This is a genomic window from Hymenobacter endophyticus (assembly GCF_032464715.1).
Taxonomy (GTDB): domain Bacteria; phylum Bacteroidota; class Bacteroidia; order Cytophagales; family Hymenobacteraceae; genus Hymenobacter; species Hymenobacter endophyticus.
On record NZ_JAWDJT010000002.1, the window covers coordinates 782,033 to 801,079 of the forward strand.

Annotated in this window: 5 protein-coding genes and 1 pseudogene; all 6 read left to right on the forward strand. The window is 58.5% G+C overall.

Annotation, left to right across the window (positions count from 1 at the left end):
* The first annotated feature begins 12 nt into the window (after positions 1 to 12).
* The 6 genes and pseudogenes from ROI90_RS05740 to ROI90_RS05760 all read left to right on the forward strand — a co-directional run bounded on the left by ROI90_RS05740 (position 13) and on the right by ROI90_RS05760 (position 18,905).
* Positions 13 to 7,002 carry a T9SS type A sorting domain-containing protein gene (locus tag ROI90_RS05740; protein WP_315997378.1) on the forward strand — a complete coding sequence of 2,330 codons (6,990 nt, stop codon included), beginning with the start codon at positions 13 to 15 and terminating at the stop codon, positions 7,000 to 7,002.
* Positions 7,003 to 7,455: 453 nt separating this feature from the next.
* A pseudogene (locus ROI90_RS21175) lies at positions 7,456 to 8,079 on the forward strand (hypothetical protein); the annotation flags it as partial.
* Positions 8,080 to 8,679: 600 nt separating this feature from the next.
* Positions 8,680 to 14,556: a T9SS type A sorting domain-containing protein gene (locus ROI90_RS05745; protein WP_315997379.1), complete on the forward strand. Its 5,877-nt coding sequence runs from the start codon at positions 8,680 to 8,682 to the stop codon at positions 14,554 to 14,556.
* Between the two features lie 146 nt (positions 14,557 to 14,702).
* Positions 14,703 to 15,650 carry an NAD(P)/FAD-dependent oxidoreductase gene (locus tag ROI90_RS05750; protein WP_315997380.1) on the forward strand — a complete coding sequence of 316 codons (948 nt, stop codon included), beginning with the start codon at positions 14,703 to 14,705 and terminating at the stop codon, positions 15,648 to 15,650.
* Positions 15,651 to 16,034: 384 nt separating this feature from the next.
* On the forward strand, positions 16,035 to 18,548 hold the full coding sequence (locus ROI90_RS05755; RefSeq protein ID WP_315997381.1) for a DUF5686 and carboxypeptidase-like regulatory domain-containing protein: 2,514 nt from the start codon (positions 16,035 to 16,037) through the stop codon (positions 18,546 to 18,548).
* An 81-nt stretch (positions 18,549 to 18,629) separates the two neighbouring features.
* Entirely contained in the window at positions 18,630 to 18,905 is a 276-nt protein-coding gene (locus ROI90_RS05760) for a hypothetical protein (protein ID WP_315997382.1), read from the forward strand.
* The last annotated feature ends 142 nt before the right edge of the window (positions 18,906 to 19,047 follow it).

A 19,047-nucleotide genomic window follows, 5' to 3' on the forward strand; every position in this document is an offset into this window, starting at 1 on the left:
CTTATTTATCTCATGAAGAAAGCTTTACGTCTCTGGGTTGCGCTACTTGCTGGCGCCTGCCTGGCATCACCCGACGTGCAGGCCCAACGCGTTACGCCGCCAAGCACTCTGCCGGCTGTAATGCCCAGTATCAGTGACCTGCAGCCCCCTTCGTTCCGGCAGCAACGCCTGGAAGCAGTAGAGGCCAATCCGGTGACCACCTCCGTGGTAGGTAATCCGGTAGCGGGCAAGCCGACGGCCGCCCCCACGGTAGGCAACCAGACCATAACTATTGGGGGCACTACCAACCTCATCTACATTTCAACTCTGACCGTCATCAATGACGGTGGCTTCCCGATTACGGCCTTCCGATATATTACCTTGCCAGACCCGGCTGTAGCAGAACTGTACGCCTACAACTCAGCTACGGGGGCAAGTCGCCTGATTACGGCTGTTCCAGATGAAATTCCTGTATCTCAATACGACCGGGTAGCTATCCGGCCGGTAGCTAATACTACCGCTACCACTAACTTTCAGTGGCGGGCCCGCAACAGCAGTACTGACTTATCAGCCTCGGCCACATACACCATCAACGTGCAGCAGACGCCGGTAGCAGCCGTACTGGTGTCGCAGATTGTGCCGGCTGGTGCTCCTGCTACTCCGCTCACCGAGCCGCTTTCGGTAGAGCCCGGTAGCATTGCAGCCACTGATTTTGCAATTCTGTCGGTGCCCAGCACCACCCAAGGCGTTCTGGCCCTGAACGGTACGGCCGTCACGGCGGGCCAGATTGTAACGGCCGCTCAGGCCAGCCAGCTGACGTTTGACCCGGCGGCCGGCTTTTTTGGTACGGCGGTATTCTCGTACCGGGGCCGCAACGCCAGCGGTACCCCTGGTACTACGGCCACGTACGGCATTCCGGTAGCCAAGACCATTTGCGGCCAAGCCAGCACACTCAACTTCGCCAACCTCAGCACTGGTCAGGATTTCCAGACCACGCAGTCGGTATTGATTGAAGGCGTAACCATTACGGCCAGCAACTACACGGCCCCCAGTGGCCAGACGACTTTGCGCGTGGAGGACAACCAGTCGTTGCCGGGCAAAAGCCTGGCTTGGACGGCTGACTACGCCTCCGCCAGCAGCGCCGCTTCCTCGGTAGACTTCACTTTTAGCCGGCCGCTGGACAACTTCTCGCTGGCTTTGGCTGATATCGACCAGGTAAACAACGTATGGCGCGACCAGCTGCAGCTGAACGGATACACCGCTTCCGGGCAGGTGATTTCCCTGTCGGCGGCGGATGTGGCCCTGGCTCCTAACAACTCCAACAATTTCTCTACACCCAACACCATCACCGGCCAGGGCAACGCCAACAACTTCGGGCCCAGCAGCAACGTGGTGGTTACGTTTCCGCAGCCCATTGTGCGCCTGCAGCTTACTTACCGCAACGCCGAAGGCGTGGCTGACCCCGGCGGACAGCTGATTGGCATCAACTCCATGTCGTGGTGCTCGGTAGTGGATGTGTATACCCGCTTCACGGCGGGCCCGGTAGCGGCCAACGTGGGCAATACCGTAAGCTACACCGTGGAGTACGGCAACAACGGCCCCGATGCAGCCCAGCAAGTAGCCCGCCAGGTAACCCTGCCGGTGGGTGCTACCAACGTGACCATTCCGACGGGTGCCACCTATGACCCCGCTACCCGGGTAATCAACTTCGGCACGGCGGCTTCGGTGGCCAGCGGTAGCCCCAGCTCGTTTACGTTCAGCTTCACGGTACCTACTGCTACGGGCGCTTACAGCCTGGTAGCCAGCACCTCTACCCCCGGCAACGAAAATGGTGCTACGGCCAACAACACGGCCACTCGCAACCTTACGGTAAGTGACTGTAACCAGGTAAGCACGCTCAACTACACCACTACTACCACTACCGGTGACCGGCGCACTGCCACTGAAACCGTGAGTGGTACCTCCTTCACATACACTGGCTATACGGCTGCTTCAGCGGGTACCAACGTGTTCAGTGTGGGTACCAACGCCGGCGTACTACAAGGCCAGACGCTGGTATGGACGCTGAACACCACTACCACGCTTGGCAACGCTACGGTTACGCTGCTCTTCAACCGCTTAGTAGATAACCTGACGCTGAATATCCAAGATATTGACCGGAACACTACTACGGCCAACTTCATTGACAACGTGCGGTTTGACGGGTACTCGGTAGCTACCGGCGGTACGGCAGCAACACTGAGTGCGGCTAATTTCTCGTTCGGGGCGGCCAATGAGTTTGTTGCACCTAACACCGCCCGCGGCACTAATACTGCGGAGGCCGGTGATGCGGCCGGTAACCTGACGGTGCGTTTTACCACGCCCATTCGGCGCTTGGTACTCACGTATTCCAACTCTTCCGGTAGCCTGACCGGGGCCCGGGAGCAGAACCTGGGTATCAACAATATCTCATTCTGCGCCCAGGCCGATTTGGCTACCACGGTAACTCCCCAGACCACGCCCATCAACGCTGGCACGCAAGGGCAGTTCAACGTAGCCTTCACTAACACCGGCCCCGATGCTTCTAACAACGTGGTGCGGCAGGTGCAGCTTCCAGCCGGCCTTACGGGCGTAACCGCTACCAACGGCGGCACCTACAACCCTGCTACCGGCGTGGTAACCTACACGTTGCTGCCGTCGTTGGCCAGCGGGGCTTCGCAGAACTCCGTTATTACATTCACGGCCCCAGCCAATGCACCTTCGGTTACGGCAGCGGCCGTTATCAGCGGTGATGCCAGTGAGGGCGGCAATACGGCCAACAACTCGGGCAGCGGCACTGTGGTAATAAACCCGCTGGCGGATGTAACCACGGTTATCAACGGCCCTACCAGCCTACTGGCCGGCCAGCCGTCGGGTACCTACACGGCTACCTTCAGCAACAATGGCCTGAGCACTGCCAGCACGGTAGCTCAAACCGTTACCTTGCCCGCCGGTGCTACCAGCGTGATTATTCCGAACGGCGCGACTTATAACGCCACCACCCGCGTAATTGACTTCGGCACCGCGGCAACCCTGGCGGCGGGGTCATCCAATGCGTACCAGTTCAGCTTTACAGCTCCGGCTACTCCGGGCGCGGCCAGCCTAGTGGCCACCACCAGCACCACTACCGGCCAGGGCCCTAACGCGGCTCCCGACCAGTTTACGCTGGCGCTGGATGTGCAGGCCGTAGCCGATGTGGCCGTAACCCTGACGGCGGCGGCCAGCCCCATCAACGCCGGGGCGCAGGGCCAGTTCACGGCCGTTTTCAGCAACAACGGCCCCAACACGGCCACCAGCGTAACCCGCCAGGTACAGCTGCCAGCGGGCCTCGCGGGCGTATCGTTGCCAGATGGCGGCTCCTATGACCCGGCTACCGGCCTGGTGACCTTCCCCACACTCGCCACCCTTTCCAGCGGCGCTTCCAACAGCTTCCGGATTCTGTTCACCACTCCGGCTACGGGCAGCGGGGTAACGGCTACGGCCAGCATTGCTACGCCGGACGTAGAGCTGGGCCAGACGGCCAACAACACGTCCACTGCCACCATTGCCCTCACGCCGGTATTTGATTTGGTAACGCGCATCAGTGGGCCGAGCACTACGGTAGAAGGCACCCTCACCACGTTCAGTGTTATCACCCAGAACAACGGGCCCTCGGTGGCCGCGGGTGCTACCCAAACGGTGCAATTGCCCACCGGCCTGACGGGAGTGTACGTGAGCAACAACGGTACCTATGACAGCAACAGCGGCGTGGTAACCTTCCCGGTTATTGCTACGCTGAGCGGGGGAGCCAGCCAGAACAATACCATCAGCTTCCTGGCCCCGGCGGCAGGGTTCACGGCTACGGCCAGCGTAACCCCCACTTCCGGCGACTCTAACCCGGTTAACAACTCAGCTACGGCCGCGGCTACGGCCATTACCAGAGCTCCTGCTACCAGCGCCAACCTGTTCACCACTATTTCGCCCTCGGCTACTTCGGTGGCGCCGGGTGGGGCAGTAACGTACACCATCACGCAGGGCAACGACGGGCTGAATCCGGCTATTGATGTGGTAACCTCCATATCGTTGCCGGCGGGCCTGACGGGTGTAACGGTATCGGGCGGGGGGGCTTATGATCCGCTGACTGGGGTAGTAACTTTCCCCTCCATCGGCACCCAGAATGCCGGTAGCAGCACTTCGTATACAGTAACAGTAAATGCCCCGGCTACCGGCACCCTCATGGCCGGAGCCAGCGTGAAATCCGGCACTCCCGACCCCATGCCGGCCAATAATATCTCCACTGCCAATGTGCGGGTGAGCCCGGTAACGGATGTAGCTACTACGCTCACGGGCCCAACGGCCGCCACGGCCGGCCAGGTAGTAACCTATACCGTGGCCACCGCCAACAACGGCAGCACGGCGGCCAGCAACGTACAGCACACAGTGCAGATTCCGGCGGGTCTGACAGGCGTAACGGTATCGGGTGGGGGCACTTACAGCAGTGCTACCGGGGTGGTCACCTTCCCGTCCATTGCCTCCCAACTGCCTGGCGCTTCTGTTACCAATACCATTACTTACACAGCTCCGGCCGGCGGCACGCTCAACAACGTGGCGGCTGTGTCTACGGCTACGGCCGAAACCATTACCACCAACAACCGTTCGGCCGTAACCACAGCCGTAACGCCAGTGGCTGATCTGGCGGTGAGCCTGACGGGCCCAGCCACCGTGGTAGCCGGTAATCCGGTAGTGTACTCGGTTACCACCACCAACAACGGGACTTCCTCGGCGCAGAACTCAGTTACCACGGTGCAACTGCCCACGGGCCTGACAGGCGTAGTAGTATCGGGCGGGGGCACGTATAGCAGTGCTACCGGCGTGGTTACTTTCCCCGCTATTGCCTCGCAGCCCGCTGGCTCCGTTACCAACACCATCGGCTTCACAGCACCGGCCACTACCCAATTGGTGGTGGCCGCCAACACGGCAGCAGACAACGAGGAAATAACCACTAATAACTCGGCCACGGCTACTACCACGGTTACGGCCCCCACGGCCCAGACGGTGGATGTCGTAACTACCATTTCGGCGAACATCAGCAGCCGCACGCCGGGGCAGCCCGTTACCTTCACGGTTACGGCCACCAACAGCGCCGGTAGCTCAACGGGTGCTACCAACGTGCAGCCGGTACTCTACCTGCCCGCCGGCCTCACGGGAGTAGAATTACCCGCCAATGCCACGTACAACAGCACGACTGGCGTGGTGACCCTGCCAGTTACCAGTTCTCTGGCCCCGGGAGTTGCGGTGACGTATACCGTCACCGTGAATGCGCCAGCCAGCGGCTCGTTCACGGCGCTGGCCTTCGCCAGCGCCAGCCAGACGGAAACCAACACGGCCAACAACTCGGCATCCAGCCAGATTACCGTAACGCCCCAGGCCGATGTAGTAACCACCGTAACTGGCCCCAGCAGCAGCAGTCCCGGTGCTTCGGCTACGTATAATGTGGTAACGCTCAACAACGGCCCGTCGGCAGCGGCGGGCGTGCAGCAAACCGTGCAGCTGCCTGCTGGCCTGGCAGGCGTAGTAGTATCGGGAGGCGGCACCTACAACAGTGGCAATGGAGTAGTAACGTTCCCGGCTATTACGGCTCTGCAGCCCGGTTCGGCCAACGCGGTAACCAACACCATCAGCTTCACGGCACCGGCTACGGCTTTTGCGGCGGTGGGCTCAGTTTCCACCACCACGGCCGAAACCAACAGCGGCAACAACAGCTCCACCCAGAACACGGCCCTCACTAATCAGCCCCCCACGGCCATTGCCGTGGTGAGCACTCAGCCCGCTCCGGTGGGCAACTCGGCCGGCGCGGTGTCGTTGTCGGCGCTGCTGGGCCGGGACGCTGATGGTACGGTGTCGTTCTTCAAAGTCACGGCCCTTCCGGCCTCTACGCAGGGTGTGCTGTACTACCAGGGCATCCCGCTGACCGTGGACAAAGAAATTCCGGCTGCCGATGCTGCGCTCCTCACTTTTGACCCGGCGGCTGGTTACGTTGGCAACGTATTCTTCACCTTCACGGCCACCGACAACGGCAATGCCACCTCGGCTCCGGCACTATACACGCTGCCGGTGGGCCAGGATGTCAACTCTTTGTACACCAATTCGCCCACGAAGGGCGGTACAGTAGCCACCTCTTACCAGAACAACGACCCCATTGCCACGGTGTTTGACGTGAACGGTGGCAAGTACAGCTCAGACGGGGCCATTACCGCCAACGGCTTGGCCAGTGCCGCTACCAACCCGGCCGGCACTACCCTGCTCACGTCGCTGGGCCTGCAGCTTAACCCTACTACCGGGCTCATCTCGGTACAGGACCGCACGAAGCTTAAGGCCGGCACCTACACTGTGCAGGTAACCACTGTGGATGTTTTCGGGGGCACCAATACGCAGCCCGTTACCTTCACTATCGGGGTGGCCCCGCTGCCGGTTACGCTGGTAAGCTTTACGGCCAAAGCAGCAGGCATGAACTCTCTGCTGACTTGGAGTACCGCACAGGAGCTCAACAACAGCCACTTCGTGGTAGAGCGCAGCCTTGATGGGCAGGAATTTGCTGCTATTGACGAAGTGCAGGGCCAAGGCACTAAGTCTACGGCCACCACCTACAGCTTCACCGATGAAGGCATTGGCCGGAAAGCAACCGGCCCCGTGTATTACCGCCTGCGCCAAGTGGACACCGATGGCAGCGTCAGCCTCACAAGCGTGCAGACGGTAACTTTCACAAACTCGCCCAAAGCGGACGTGACGGTATACCCTAACCCGGCTACTGACCAAACGGCCACCTATCTGGATCTGACGGGCATGCCCACAGGCCGCTATACCATTACGGTTGCTGATATGGCAGGCCGCGTAGTGCGCACTTTCTCCAGCACCGGCGGCATCCAGGAGCGTCTACCTATTATAGGTTTGCCTAAAGGGACCTACGTAGTGCAAGTACAGGGCAATGGCCAGGTAATTACCAAGCGCCTCACCAAAGCCGAGTAAGGGCTTTACGATTCCATTACCTTTTATCAGCAAAGGTCCGATCCCAAATCCGGGGTTGGACCTTTTTGCGTACAGACAGCTTTACTGCTCAGTTTCAGAATGGAGCAGAGCTGAACGCGCCTTTTAACTAGCTGAACACGCCTTTATTGTAGATAAAGTACGGATATATTGTGGAGTTATCCCTGTAACTTTGAGGCACCTTTCCCACTCCGGGACAACACTTCATTTGCTTTCTCTTCTAACTCTTTTTAAATGAAAACACACTTACGATTAGCGGCAGTGTTGTTCACTGCGCTTATTACCAGTGCGTCATCTACTTGGGGGCAGCAGCTCCGTCTCAGTGATGGGCGCACCGAAGCTGGCCCACCTCGAGGCTGGCTTTTGCTTGACAAAGGGTTTCCTTTGAATAGCGCAGTAGTGCGTCCTGCTGCTACTGGGGTTGGGGCACGGCCAATGGCGGTTTCAGCAAACAACATCACGTTTGGGGCGCCGGTTAGCTCGCAAACGCAGATAGCTGACTTCTCCACCACGCTTACTAACAGTACATCTGTAACCAGCTACACCATTGTTACGCGTCCCGCGACAGGCGCGTTGTATGCTTACAACGCTGTATCAGGTGCCAACCAGCAGATTACAGCCAACAACGTTACTTATAGTGCTGTAACGTATCCGAACCTCATATATATCTCGACGGCTAATACAGGTAACGTTCCTTTTACCTATACTGCTACAGACAACACGGGCGCTGTATCGAATACAGCTACTTATACCCTGCAAGTAGGCAACGTTTCGCCGGTTGCAAGGCTTCTAACTGCTGGTATTCTATCACGCAACGGCGGACTATCAGCATTAACGCAGGCCCTGACGGCTACTGATGCCAACGGCTCTGTAGCCTCTTACACAGTCCGCTCATTACCGCCTGCATCATCCGGCGTACTTTCGCTGAACGGCACAGCTGTTACAGTTAACCAGTCAATTCCAGCAGTTCAGGCCGGCAACCTTGCATTTACTCCCAACACGTCCTTCTTTGGCACGGCAACATTTGCATATGTAGCCGTGGACAACCAAGGGGCTTCCTCGGAGGAGCAGATTTACGGTATTCCTGTTAGCAAGGCAGGCTGTGGTGAAACCTCCTTATTGAATTTCGCTACTCAGACACTTGGCACTAACTGGGCTACGGGGGCTAGTGCAACTTCCCAGGGCGTAACGGTTACATCAAGCAACTATGCTGCTCCCGCTGGTACTAACCTTACTATTGCGGATAACCTTGCTTTACCAGGCCAGGGGCTTATTTGGCAAACTGATTACGGCACTGGTACTAATCAAACTGCCACAGTTACTCTGACGTTCAGTCGACCTCTGTACAATTTTTCAATGACAGTTTCTGACATTGACCAGTTGAACAGCACCGGAGCTAATACTGGCTGGAGAGACCAACTTCAGGTAGATGGTTATACTACTTCCAACGCGCTAATTACTCTAGCTGCTGCAGATGTAGCCGCCGCTAGCAATGGGGCCAACGTATACGCTGGCAGCAACTTAATCAATGGACAAGGTAATTTCAATAGTGTTGGTCCAGATGCTAACGTTGTAATTACTTTTCCGCAGGCTGTAAGCAGAATTGTTTTAACCTATCGGAACACTCAAACCACAGTAGCGGACCCCGGCAACCAATTTGTGGGAATTCATTCACTTGCTTGGTGCGCAGAGGCTGATGTAGCTACCACTCTCACAGCTCCCGGTAGCCTGTTGGTAGGCCAGCCCTCGGGCAACTACACCGTAACATACGCCAACAACGGCCCGGACGTAGCCAATAGCGTAACCCGTACGGTTTCTATTCCGGCTAACACGGCCTCGGCAGTTACCTCGGCTAGTGGCACAGTTACTGGCAGCCAGTCTACTGGCTGGACCATCACTTACCCAGGCGGCTCTTTCGCTTCGGGCAACTCGGTCAACTACACTTTCAGCCTGACGCCACTCAACGTAGCCAACATTACGGTTACGAGCAATACCACCACGTCCACTGGTCAAGGTGCAGATACGGGTGCCAACTCGGCTAGCACGACTACGGCCGTTACGCCGGTAGCCGATATTGCTACTACCTTAAGCACCTCGCAGACGGCAGTAGCGCCCGGCGCTTCCATTACGTACACGGCGCAGGTAACCAACAACGGCCCATCGACGGCTACTGCAGTGGTACCCACAGTACAACTGCCAACCGGACTTAATCTGACGGCCACGAACCTGCCCGACGGCGGCAGCTATAACAACGACAACGGCCTGGTGACCTTCCCCAGCACGACGATAAACAGCGGAGCCTCTCCGACTTATCGCATCGTATTCCCGGCTCCAAACTACAGCACGACTATCACGGGTAAGGCGGCCAGCACCTCGGCCACTACCGACCTCACCGCTACCAATAACAACGGTAGCCTGGCCAATGCCAACGTAACTACGGTTGTGACGCTGCCCGCCAACGGCTGCGCCGGTGCCCAGTACGGCCCCACCCGCAGCAGCGGTTTGTACGCCGAGTACTTCAACGGTTATTTCGCCGATAACCTAGGGTTCTTCACGAACAAAACAGCCGGCCTAACCCGCTACGATGCTACGCTGAACTTTCCCGCCAACAACAGCTGGGGCAACCTGACGCCCACGGCCGGGGGTAGCGCCAGCAATCCGGAAACGTTTACCGCACGCTACAGTGGCAGCATCAACATTGCCACAGCTGGCTTCTACACGTTCTACCTGAACTCCGACGACGCCTCTTACCTGTGGCTGGATGGTGCTGCCCTGGCTCCCTCCATTGGCAACGCTACCATCAACAATGGGAACTTGCACGGTACCGTAGAACGTACGGCAACCCTCAATCTGTCGGCCGGTACGCACAACCTGCTAGTAATCTATGGGGAGAATAACGGCGGCAATGTGCTGACGCTGGAGTATGCCAGCGCCACGGCTAACGTTGCTCGTCAAATCATTCCGAACTCGGTGCTATGCGCCAGCGCTTCGCAACCACCGGTTGCCAACAACGTGACCAACTCGCCCACTCTGCCGGACAACTATGGCCCCACGGCCATTGCGGCCCTGAGCGCCACTGATCCTGATGGGCAGGTTGACAGCTATACCATTCTAACGCTGCCAGCTTCTTCAGCCGGCATTCTGTACCTGACCTCGGGTGCTACGCTGACGGCCGTTACGGTGGGTCAGGTAATTCCGACTGCCAACGCCGGTAACCTGCGCTTCGACCCCGCAGTAGGTGCTACTACTGCCAGCTTTACGTATCAGGCTACTGACAACAGCGGTACCACGTCAAACACGGCTACCTATACTATCCCAGTAGGCAATGCCCCACTTGCGGCGAACGACCAGAACTTTACTGCTCCTAACACGCCGGTATCGTTCAACGTAGCCGACAACGACGGCAACCCCAAAAACGTCGCCACGGTTGACCTTGACCCCAACACAGCTGGACTTCAAACTACGAAGACGGTAACGGGCCAGGGTACTTTTACAGTGGACAACACTGGCTTAGTAACCTTCACTCCGGTAAACGGCTTCACTGGTACGGCCGTTATTCCCTACACCATCAATGGTACTTCGGGTGCAGTTTCCAACCAAGCTAACATTGCTGTAACGGTTCGGGCGCTGGCTGATGTTGCTACCACTGTTAGCGCCAGTGCCAGCACGGTATCAGCGGGCCAGTCGGTTACCTTCACGGTAACGACTACTAACGTAAATACAGCTGGTAACACGCCTGCTACAGGCGTAACGCAAACCCTGCAGCTGCCCGCCGGTTTGGGTACTCCTACCTTCTCCAATGGGGGCTCTTATAACAACACTACGGGCCTGGTAACGCTGCTGAGCAATGGCACGCTGGCCCTGGGTGCCACTAACACGTACGGCATCACCTTCACGGCTCCGGCCAGCGGCCCGATTGTGGGCACTGCCCAGGTAACCACGGCCAGCAACGAAACCGTGCTGACCAACAACCTGATGTCGGCCTCGGTGAACGTGACTCCAACTTACGACTTGACTACCCGCATCAGCGGGCCGGCAACGGTGGTAACGGGTCAGCCGGTAACCTTCAGCGTTACGTCCCTGAACCTGGGTACTGGTTTGGCCACGGCAGTAGCGCAAACCGTAACGCTGCCGCAAAACCTGACGAACGTCTACGTATCTAACAACGGCACCTATGATGCTGCCAGCGGTGTTGTTACGTTCCCGACTCTGGCTACCCTGCCCAGCGGACAGAACGTGAACCACGTGGTCAGCTTTGTAGCCCCGGCAGCCAGCACCCTTTCGGCGGTAGCTAACATTTCCGGCACCGGCAACGAAACGCCTACTACCAACAACCAGGCTACGGCTTCGCTAACGGTTAACGCAGCTGCTACCACCAACCAGGCCAACCTGTTCTCGACCATTACCGCGTCGACGACCTCACCGGCTCCGGGTGATGTATATACTTACACGGTAACTTACGGCAACAACGGCCCCGCTACGGCTACGAACACCAGCCTGCGCATCTTGCTGGCTCCCGGCCTGACCGTTACCGGCCTGCCCTCGGGCTACTCATACAACTCAACCACGGGTGAGGTTACGCCTTCGGCCGTAACGGCTACTATGGCCAGCGGCTTCTCCGCAAACTTCACCTTCAACGTAACGGCTCCGGTTGCAGGTACAGTTCTGGCTACCTCTTCCATTGCCGGTACTACCATTGACCCGGTACCTGGCAACAACCAGGCAGAAGCGTCGGTAACGGTAACGCCCCGCACCGATTTGTTGACTACTGTTTCTGGCCCGAGCACTGCGGTAGCTGGCCAATTGGTAACCTACAATGCTACGGCGGTTAACAGCGGTGCTGCTGCTGCTGTCGGCACCACGCAAGTGGTTCGGATTCCGGCTTACTTGGGTGCTCCCAACGTGACCATCACGGGTAACGGCGTATATAACAACGGTACTGGGGAGGTGACCTTTGACCTGAGCACGGTAAATGCTGGCACTCAGGTACAGAACACTATTAGCTTCTTTATGCCCACCGAAACGCAGATTAGCGTTGTGTCATCGGTGGCTACCGGCACGCCGGAAACCAGCGTGACAAACAATACGGCTACGGTTACGACCACTAGCCAGCGTTCCTCTGATGTGCAAGTGTACTTGGCATCTCCAGCTAGCCCCATTGTAACGGGTACACCAGTAGTATACTCGGTTACAACTGTAAACAATGGAGAAGCTCCAGCGGCCTCGGTAACTACAACGGTACAACTGCCTACGGGCCTGACGGGCGTGACGGTTTCGGGTGGGGGTACTTATGATGCCGCTACCGGTGTGGTGACGTTTGCCGCCCGCACGGAAGTACCGGCCGGCCCTGATGGTACCATAACCAATACCATTAGCTTCTTGGCTCCTGACATAGAGCGCCTGACAGCTACAGCTACGGCCAACGTGACCAACGCCACCAACGACCTGAACCTGGGCAACAACGTAGACCTGTCGAGTATTAACATTAGCCAGCCTACTACGACTATCAGCGACCTAGCTGTAACCATTAGTTCTAACGCTACTTCGTACGCGGCCGGCTCGCCTATCACGTATACAGTAACGGTCACCAACAACGGTACGGCTACGGCCACCGACGTGCGGACGCGGGTAGCCTTGCCCGGCGACCTAACCGGCTTCTCGGGCCCGACAGGTGCTTCTTATAGCTCAGGCTCTGGTCTGGTTCTGGTAACCTCGAACACGGCGAACGTATCGTTAGCCAGCGGCGCTTCGCTCACCTACACTTTCAGCGTGAATGCCCCGGGCGCTGGCCCAGTAGTAGCAGTTGCCAGCACTTCCTCTGACAACACCGATAATGTGACGACAAATAACATCAACCAGAACAGTGTGACAATTAACACGCTGGCCGACGTTCAAACGGTGCTGGATGGTGTGGGTACAGCTACAGCTGGCAGCCAGGTTTCATACACGGTTATCACTCGTAATAATGGTGCCTCTCCCGCTAGTAACGTACAGCAAACGGTGCAGCTGCCTGTGGGCCTGTCCGGCGTAATAATATCAGGTGGCGGCAGCTACGATAGTGGTAGTGGAGTAGTCACTTTCCCAAATTTTAATACCCTCTACTCGGGCACTGCGCAAGCCGTTACCAACACCATCAGCTTCCCGTTCCCGGCGGCTTCTTACCGTCTGGTAGCCAACGTATCGACTACTACTGCGGAAGGCGGCGTAACGGCTAACAACACGGACCCTTTCACTACCAATATTGCCAACCAGGCTCCGGTAGTCCGCAACGTGGTTAACAGCGTAACGGCTCCTGATGGAAACAGCGCCGTGGTTGCTCAACCGATTTCTACGCTGGCCGCCACCGATGCAGACGGTACCATCAGGTCCTTCACGCTCACCAACCTCCCGAACACGACCACCCAAGGCACGCTGTTCGTGAATGGAGTGGCCGCTACGGAAAATCAGGTAGTGCTGCTGGCTGATGCCAACAAGCTGTCCTTCCGCCCCGTAAGCTCGTTTGTTGGCAATGCCTTCTTCAACTACACGGCCACGGATAACGACAACGCTGTATCGGGCAACACGGCCGTGTACACCATTCCGGTTGCCTCCGATAATGCTTCGCGCTACGCTACTACGCCTACCAAAGGTGGCGCTAACCAGTACCAGAACAATGACGTGCTGGCCTACGTGGTAGATATCAATGGGGCAGTATACAGCAGCACGGGTACTATTTATGATGCCACTACCGGTGCACTTGTAAATACGTCGGTTGCCAACGGTCTGCCTACCTCGGGTACCAACGCTACCATTTCCACGGCTGATCAGAATACGCTCAGCGCCGTGGGTCTGGCCCTGAACCCGATTACCGGTCAGGTGTTTGTAGCCAACCGCCTGTTGCTCAAGCAAGGTTCGTACACGGTGAGCATCACGACCACCGATATCTACGGGGGCGTTACGACCCAGAGCGTAACTATCCCAGTAGGCGCTAGCCCGCTGCCGGTAACGCTGGTAAGCTTTACGGCTCAGGCTGCCGGTCAGGATGCCAAGCTAACCTGGACCACGGCCCAGGAAGTGAACAACGACCACTTTGTGGTAGAGCGCAGCTTCGACGGCCAGGCCTTCACTACGGTGAAGCAGGTGAAAGGCCAGGGTACTAAGGCTACTACCACGGTATACGCCGAAGTGGATGCTCAGGTAGCCGCCAAAGCTCAGGGCCGCGTAGTGTACTACCGCCTGCGCCAAGTAGATACTGATGGCACCGAGTCTTTCAGTGCGGTACAGAGCGTGAGCTTCCCAGTTGCCGCTCAGGCCGCAGTTGAGGTGTATCCCAACCCGGCTTCCAGCCTGCAGGATGCTCGCCTTGACCTGACGGGTGCCCCCGCCGGTAGCTACCAGGTAACCATTACGGACATGGCTGGCCGCACGGTGCGCACCCTTTCCCGGAACGGTGGCAGCAACGACTACCTGCAGGTAACGCAGTTGCCCACCGGCAGCTACCTTGTGCAGGTGCGCGGCAACGACCAGACCTTCACCAAGCGTCTGATCAAAGAATAGCCAGCTTCTTAGTTTGGTTTGTTCAAAAAACCCCTTCTCTTGTGAGAAGGGGTTTTTTATTGTCCACCCCGGTCGTTCGGGCAGTGCCGCCAACCTGCACCCAGTTTTTTAGGTATAGGCTTGTCACACCTTTTCCCCTACACCTCATGCGCCACTCTGTTCCCAGCCAACCCTCTACCGACATTGACGTTGCCATTATTGGGGCCGGCGCAGCGGGGCTGAGCGCGGCCCTGACGCTGGGCCGCTGCCTGCGCCGGGTACTGGTGTTGGATGGGGGTGCGCCGCGCAACGCTCCTTCTCCGGCTGTGCAAGGCTTTCTCACCCGCGACGGGACCAAGCCGGCCGAGCTCCTACGCCTGGGTCGGGAGCAGTTGGCTCCTTACACTACCGTAGAAATCCGGGCGGGGCGGGTAACAGCCATTCAGCAGGTAGGGAGCTATTTTGAGCTGATGCTGGAAGGGGAATCCGGCCGTATATCGGCCGTTACAGCCCGCAAAGTACTGCTAGCTACTGGTGTAGAGGACGAGCTGCCACCTATTGACGGGATGCGCGACCTATGGGGACGGGGGGTATTACACTGCCCGTATTGCCATGGCTGGGAAGTGCGTAACCAGCCGCTGGCCGTGTATGGCCGGGCCAAACTGGTTACCGGCCTGGCCCTACTGGTGAGCCGCTGGAGCCCCGACGTGGTAGTGTGCGTGGAAGACCCCGCCTACCTCACAGCCAATGCCCGCCGCCGGCTCCGCCAACAGAAAATCCGAGTCCGTGACGAGCCAGTAATACGCCTGGAAGGCACGCGCAGCGGGGAACTGCGCCACCTGGTGTTCGAATCGGGGGAGAAGCTGGCACGCACGGCGGTTTTCGTGCACGCTCATCAGCACCAGCGCACTACCCTGGCTGAGCAGGTGGGTTGCCGTCTTACCAAGAAAGGCGCGGTGTGGGTAGACAAAAAGCTCCAAACGACCATAGCGGGCCTTTATGCTGCCGGCGACACCACGCCCGGTACCCAACAAGCCCTATTGGCGGCGGCTGAGGGTAGTGCCGCAGCCATCAACATCAACGAAACGCTGACCCGCGAGGAGTGCCCGAAGTAGAGCGCTGCATGAAGAGCTGTGAATGAGGGATTCACTGATCCGGCAGAGCGAAGCATCTCGCGCACTGATATTGTTGAAATAAGAACCTCAAGCGCTACCCCACGACGCATCTTCACCGCTGGCTACCTTTAATCAGTGGAACGAAGTGGGAGGAATGCGCTACCTGCGTTCAGCCAGCCTGGTACTTGCTGCCGTCAGCCAAGCGCAATATTTCGGCCCCACCTCTGCGTAATTATTAATTCTTGACGCCAACTAGCCATTGCTGATGTTCAACCCAACTCTTCTACCCTACCTACTCTGCCCCACTAGGAACTGACTGCCCCTCGTGGTATCTTACTGCAGCTACCTTGCCCAGGTATGCCCCTTTTCGCTTCGGTTTCGCTTATGCGTTTTCTCTATTCCTTGTGCGCACTCCTATTGCTCGTCCCGGGGGTACCACAAGCTTGGGCACAGCGCATCACCTTCAGTGGCCAGATAACGGAAGCCGCCTCGGGCAAGCCGGTTCCTTTTGCCTCGGTATTTGTGCGCGGCACCAGCCAGGGCGCCACCGCCGACGAGGCCGGCCGCTACCAGCTCACGGTAGCCGGCCCGGTTGATACGCTGGCGGCCTCGGCCATTGGCTTCGGCACCCTCAAAAAGCGCGTCAGTAGCCTGACGGAGCGACAAGCCGTGAATTTTGCTTTGAGCAGCGGTTCGGTTTCCCTGGGCGAAGTAGTGGTACGGCCCCGCGAAAACCCGGCTTACCGCATTCTGCGGCGCGTGCAGGAGCAGAAACCACGCAACGACAAGTTTCGGCTTAAGGCCTTCGAGTTTGACAGCTACAGCCGCACGGAAGTAGCCCTGAACAACCTGCCCGATGTGGTGAGCCGCCGCAAGGCTCTGCGCCAGCTCACGCAGGTGGCCGACAGCCTGGGCATTGCCCGCGACGCCAATGGCAAGGCCGTGGTACCCATTTTCGCCTCTGAGGTACTGTCGCGCTTCTACCAGCTCAATGAGCCCCTGCGCAAACGGGAGGAAATCCGGCGGACGCAGATGCGCGGGGCCACGCCCCGGGAGGGTTCGGTAGTGTCGCAGATTATGGGCTCTTCTTTTCAGGACTGGGACTTTTACCGCAACTGGCAACAACTGCTGGGCAAGGATTTCATTTCGCCCATTGCCGACGGCTGGAAGTTTACCTACGAGTACGAGCTGCAGGATTCGGTGCAGGTGGGCCCGGATTTCTGCTACCAGATTGGCGTGCAGCCCCGCCGCGCCCAGGACCTGGCCTTCACCGGCACCATCTGGATTACCACCGACACCTACGCTCTGCGCAAGCTGGAACTGGCGGTGAGCCCCGAGGCTAACCTGAACTTTGTGGAGCAGGTGCGGGTGCGCCAGGAAATGGCCCCCACGCCCGCCGGCCAGTGGCTGCCCCGGCAAACCCGAGTAGTTATCGGCATCAAGCCTACCAAGGGCAGTACCGGCATTCTGGCCCGCCTCACCATCATCAACTCCGGCTTCCAGGTAAATCAGCCCAAGCCCCTGCCCTTCTACGACCGGCCCCTGGAAACGGCCCCGGATGCGTTTGAGGTGCCCAAGGGCTTTTTTGAGCAGAACCGCCCCGATACGCTCAGCCAGCAGGAGCGCGCCACGCTGGCCGTGCTGGATACCGTACGCCAGCTGCCGGCCGTGCGCTCCGTGCTGGAACTGGCCGATGTGGCCGTGAACGGCTACTACCGTACTGGCAAGCTGGATCTGGGCCCTCTGCTTTCTACCTACAGCTTCAACAACATTGAGGGTCACCGGGTCCGTTTGGGCTTCCGGACTACCCCGGAGTGGAGCCGTGACTGGCTGCTGCGCACTTACCTGGCCTACGGCACCCGCGACGGGCGCTTCAAGTACGGCCTGCGGGTGCAGCGTGTGCTGGACCGCCGCCACTGGACGGTGGCTAACTTCGAGCACCGCCGCGACCTGGACCAGGTAGCGTTTCTGGACAACGACTACGCGCTGGATAACCCGCTGTTTGAGGCCTCGGCCCGCTTGGGCAACATCAGCGGCAGCCGCCTTCTGCTACGCGACCTGACTACGCTGAGCCTACAATCTGACTTATTTCGGGGCTTTACCCAGCGTGTGGTACTACGGCATCAGCAGTTCCGGCCGCTGTACCCCTTTGCCTACTACACCGGCGAGGCCCAGCCCGGTGCCCCCACCGCCGACCAGTTTGATTTGTCGGAAGTAGTGCTGGAGTCGCGCTACGCCCGCGACGAAGTGCTGGTGCAGAACAACCAGAACCGGCGTACGGCCATCGGGCTGAAGCGCTGGCCGGTGGTTACGGTGCGCTATACCTTGGGTGTGGACGAGTTGCTGGGCGCCGATTTTCGCTACCACAAGCTCAACTTGCTCATCGATCAAAGCATCCGGATGGGCCAGCTGGGCCGCCTGGATTACCGCCTGGATGCGGGCTACATTCCGAGCACGGTGCCTTACCCGGTGCTCAAAACCCACTTGGGCAACCAGTCGCCGTTCTACAACTCCGGAGCCTTCAACCTGATGCGCTATTTCGAATTTGTGAGTGACCGGTACGTGGCATTGCGGGCCGAAAACCAGTTCGACGGCTTTTTGCTGAACTCCCTGCCGGCCATCAAGCAGCTCAACTGGCGGCTGGTGGCTACCGGCAACGTGCTCTGGGGCAGCGTGAGCCAGGCCAACCGCCGCATCATTCCCCTCGAAGACCCCGTAAATGGCGGGCTGCTGCCCTCATTTCAGTCGTTGGGCCGGTTACCGTACGCGGAAGTTGGCTACGGCATAGAGAACATTTTCAAAGTAGCGCGTGTTGATTTCCTGCACCGCCTCACGTACCGAAACTCGCCCGGAGCCCGTACCTTTGGGGTAAAAGTGAGCCTACAATTCAAGCTCTAACCTTGCTGTAAGCGCCTGAAGCTGACGCTTTCCGCGCCTGCCGGGAATCATCCTGGTAGTGTTTTTGTAGAACTGTCCATCATGCCTAAATTCGAAGTAGCCAACCTTACACTGGCGGAAGCCACCCGTCACGCTCCTTTCATTGATTACGCCCGTTGCGTAGATGCCAGCCAGCGCCCCTACAACCACGTAGGCGACTGGCCCGAAGAAGGGCACTTCTATCCCGTGCGCGTAGTAGACTCCCGTACTGAGGGCATGCCACTGGTGCACGTGCTGGGTTTCGAGGGTGAAGCGCCCTATTACAACGCCTACGGCCCCCACCGCTTCGAAATGCTCCTGACTGTGTGGCTGAACTAGCCCGTTTGTCTTTCCGAGCAACGCGCGGAATCTGACGCATCCGACATAAAACAACAGCCCCTCGCCTATTGGATAGGCGAGGGACTGTTGTTTTATGCCTGAGCACTAACTGCTCAGCATGACGTTCTGTATTCTGTGGGTT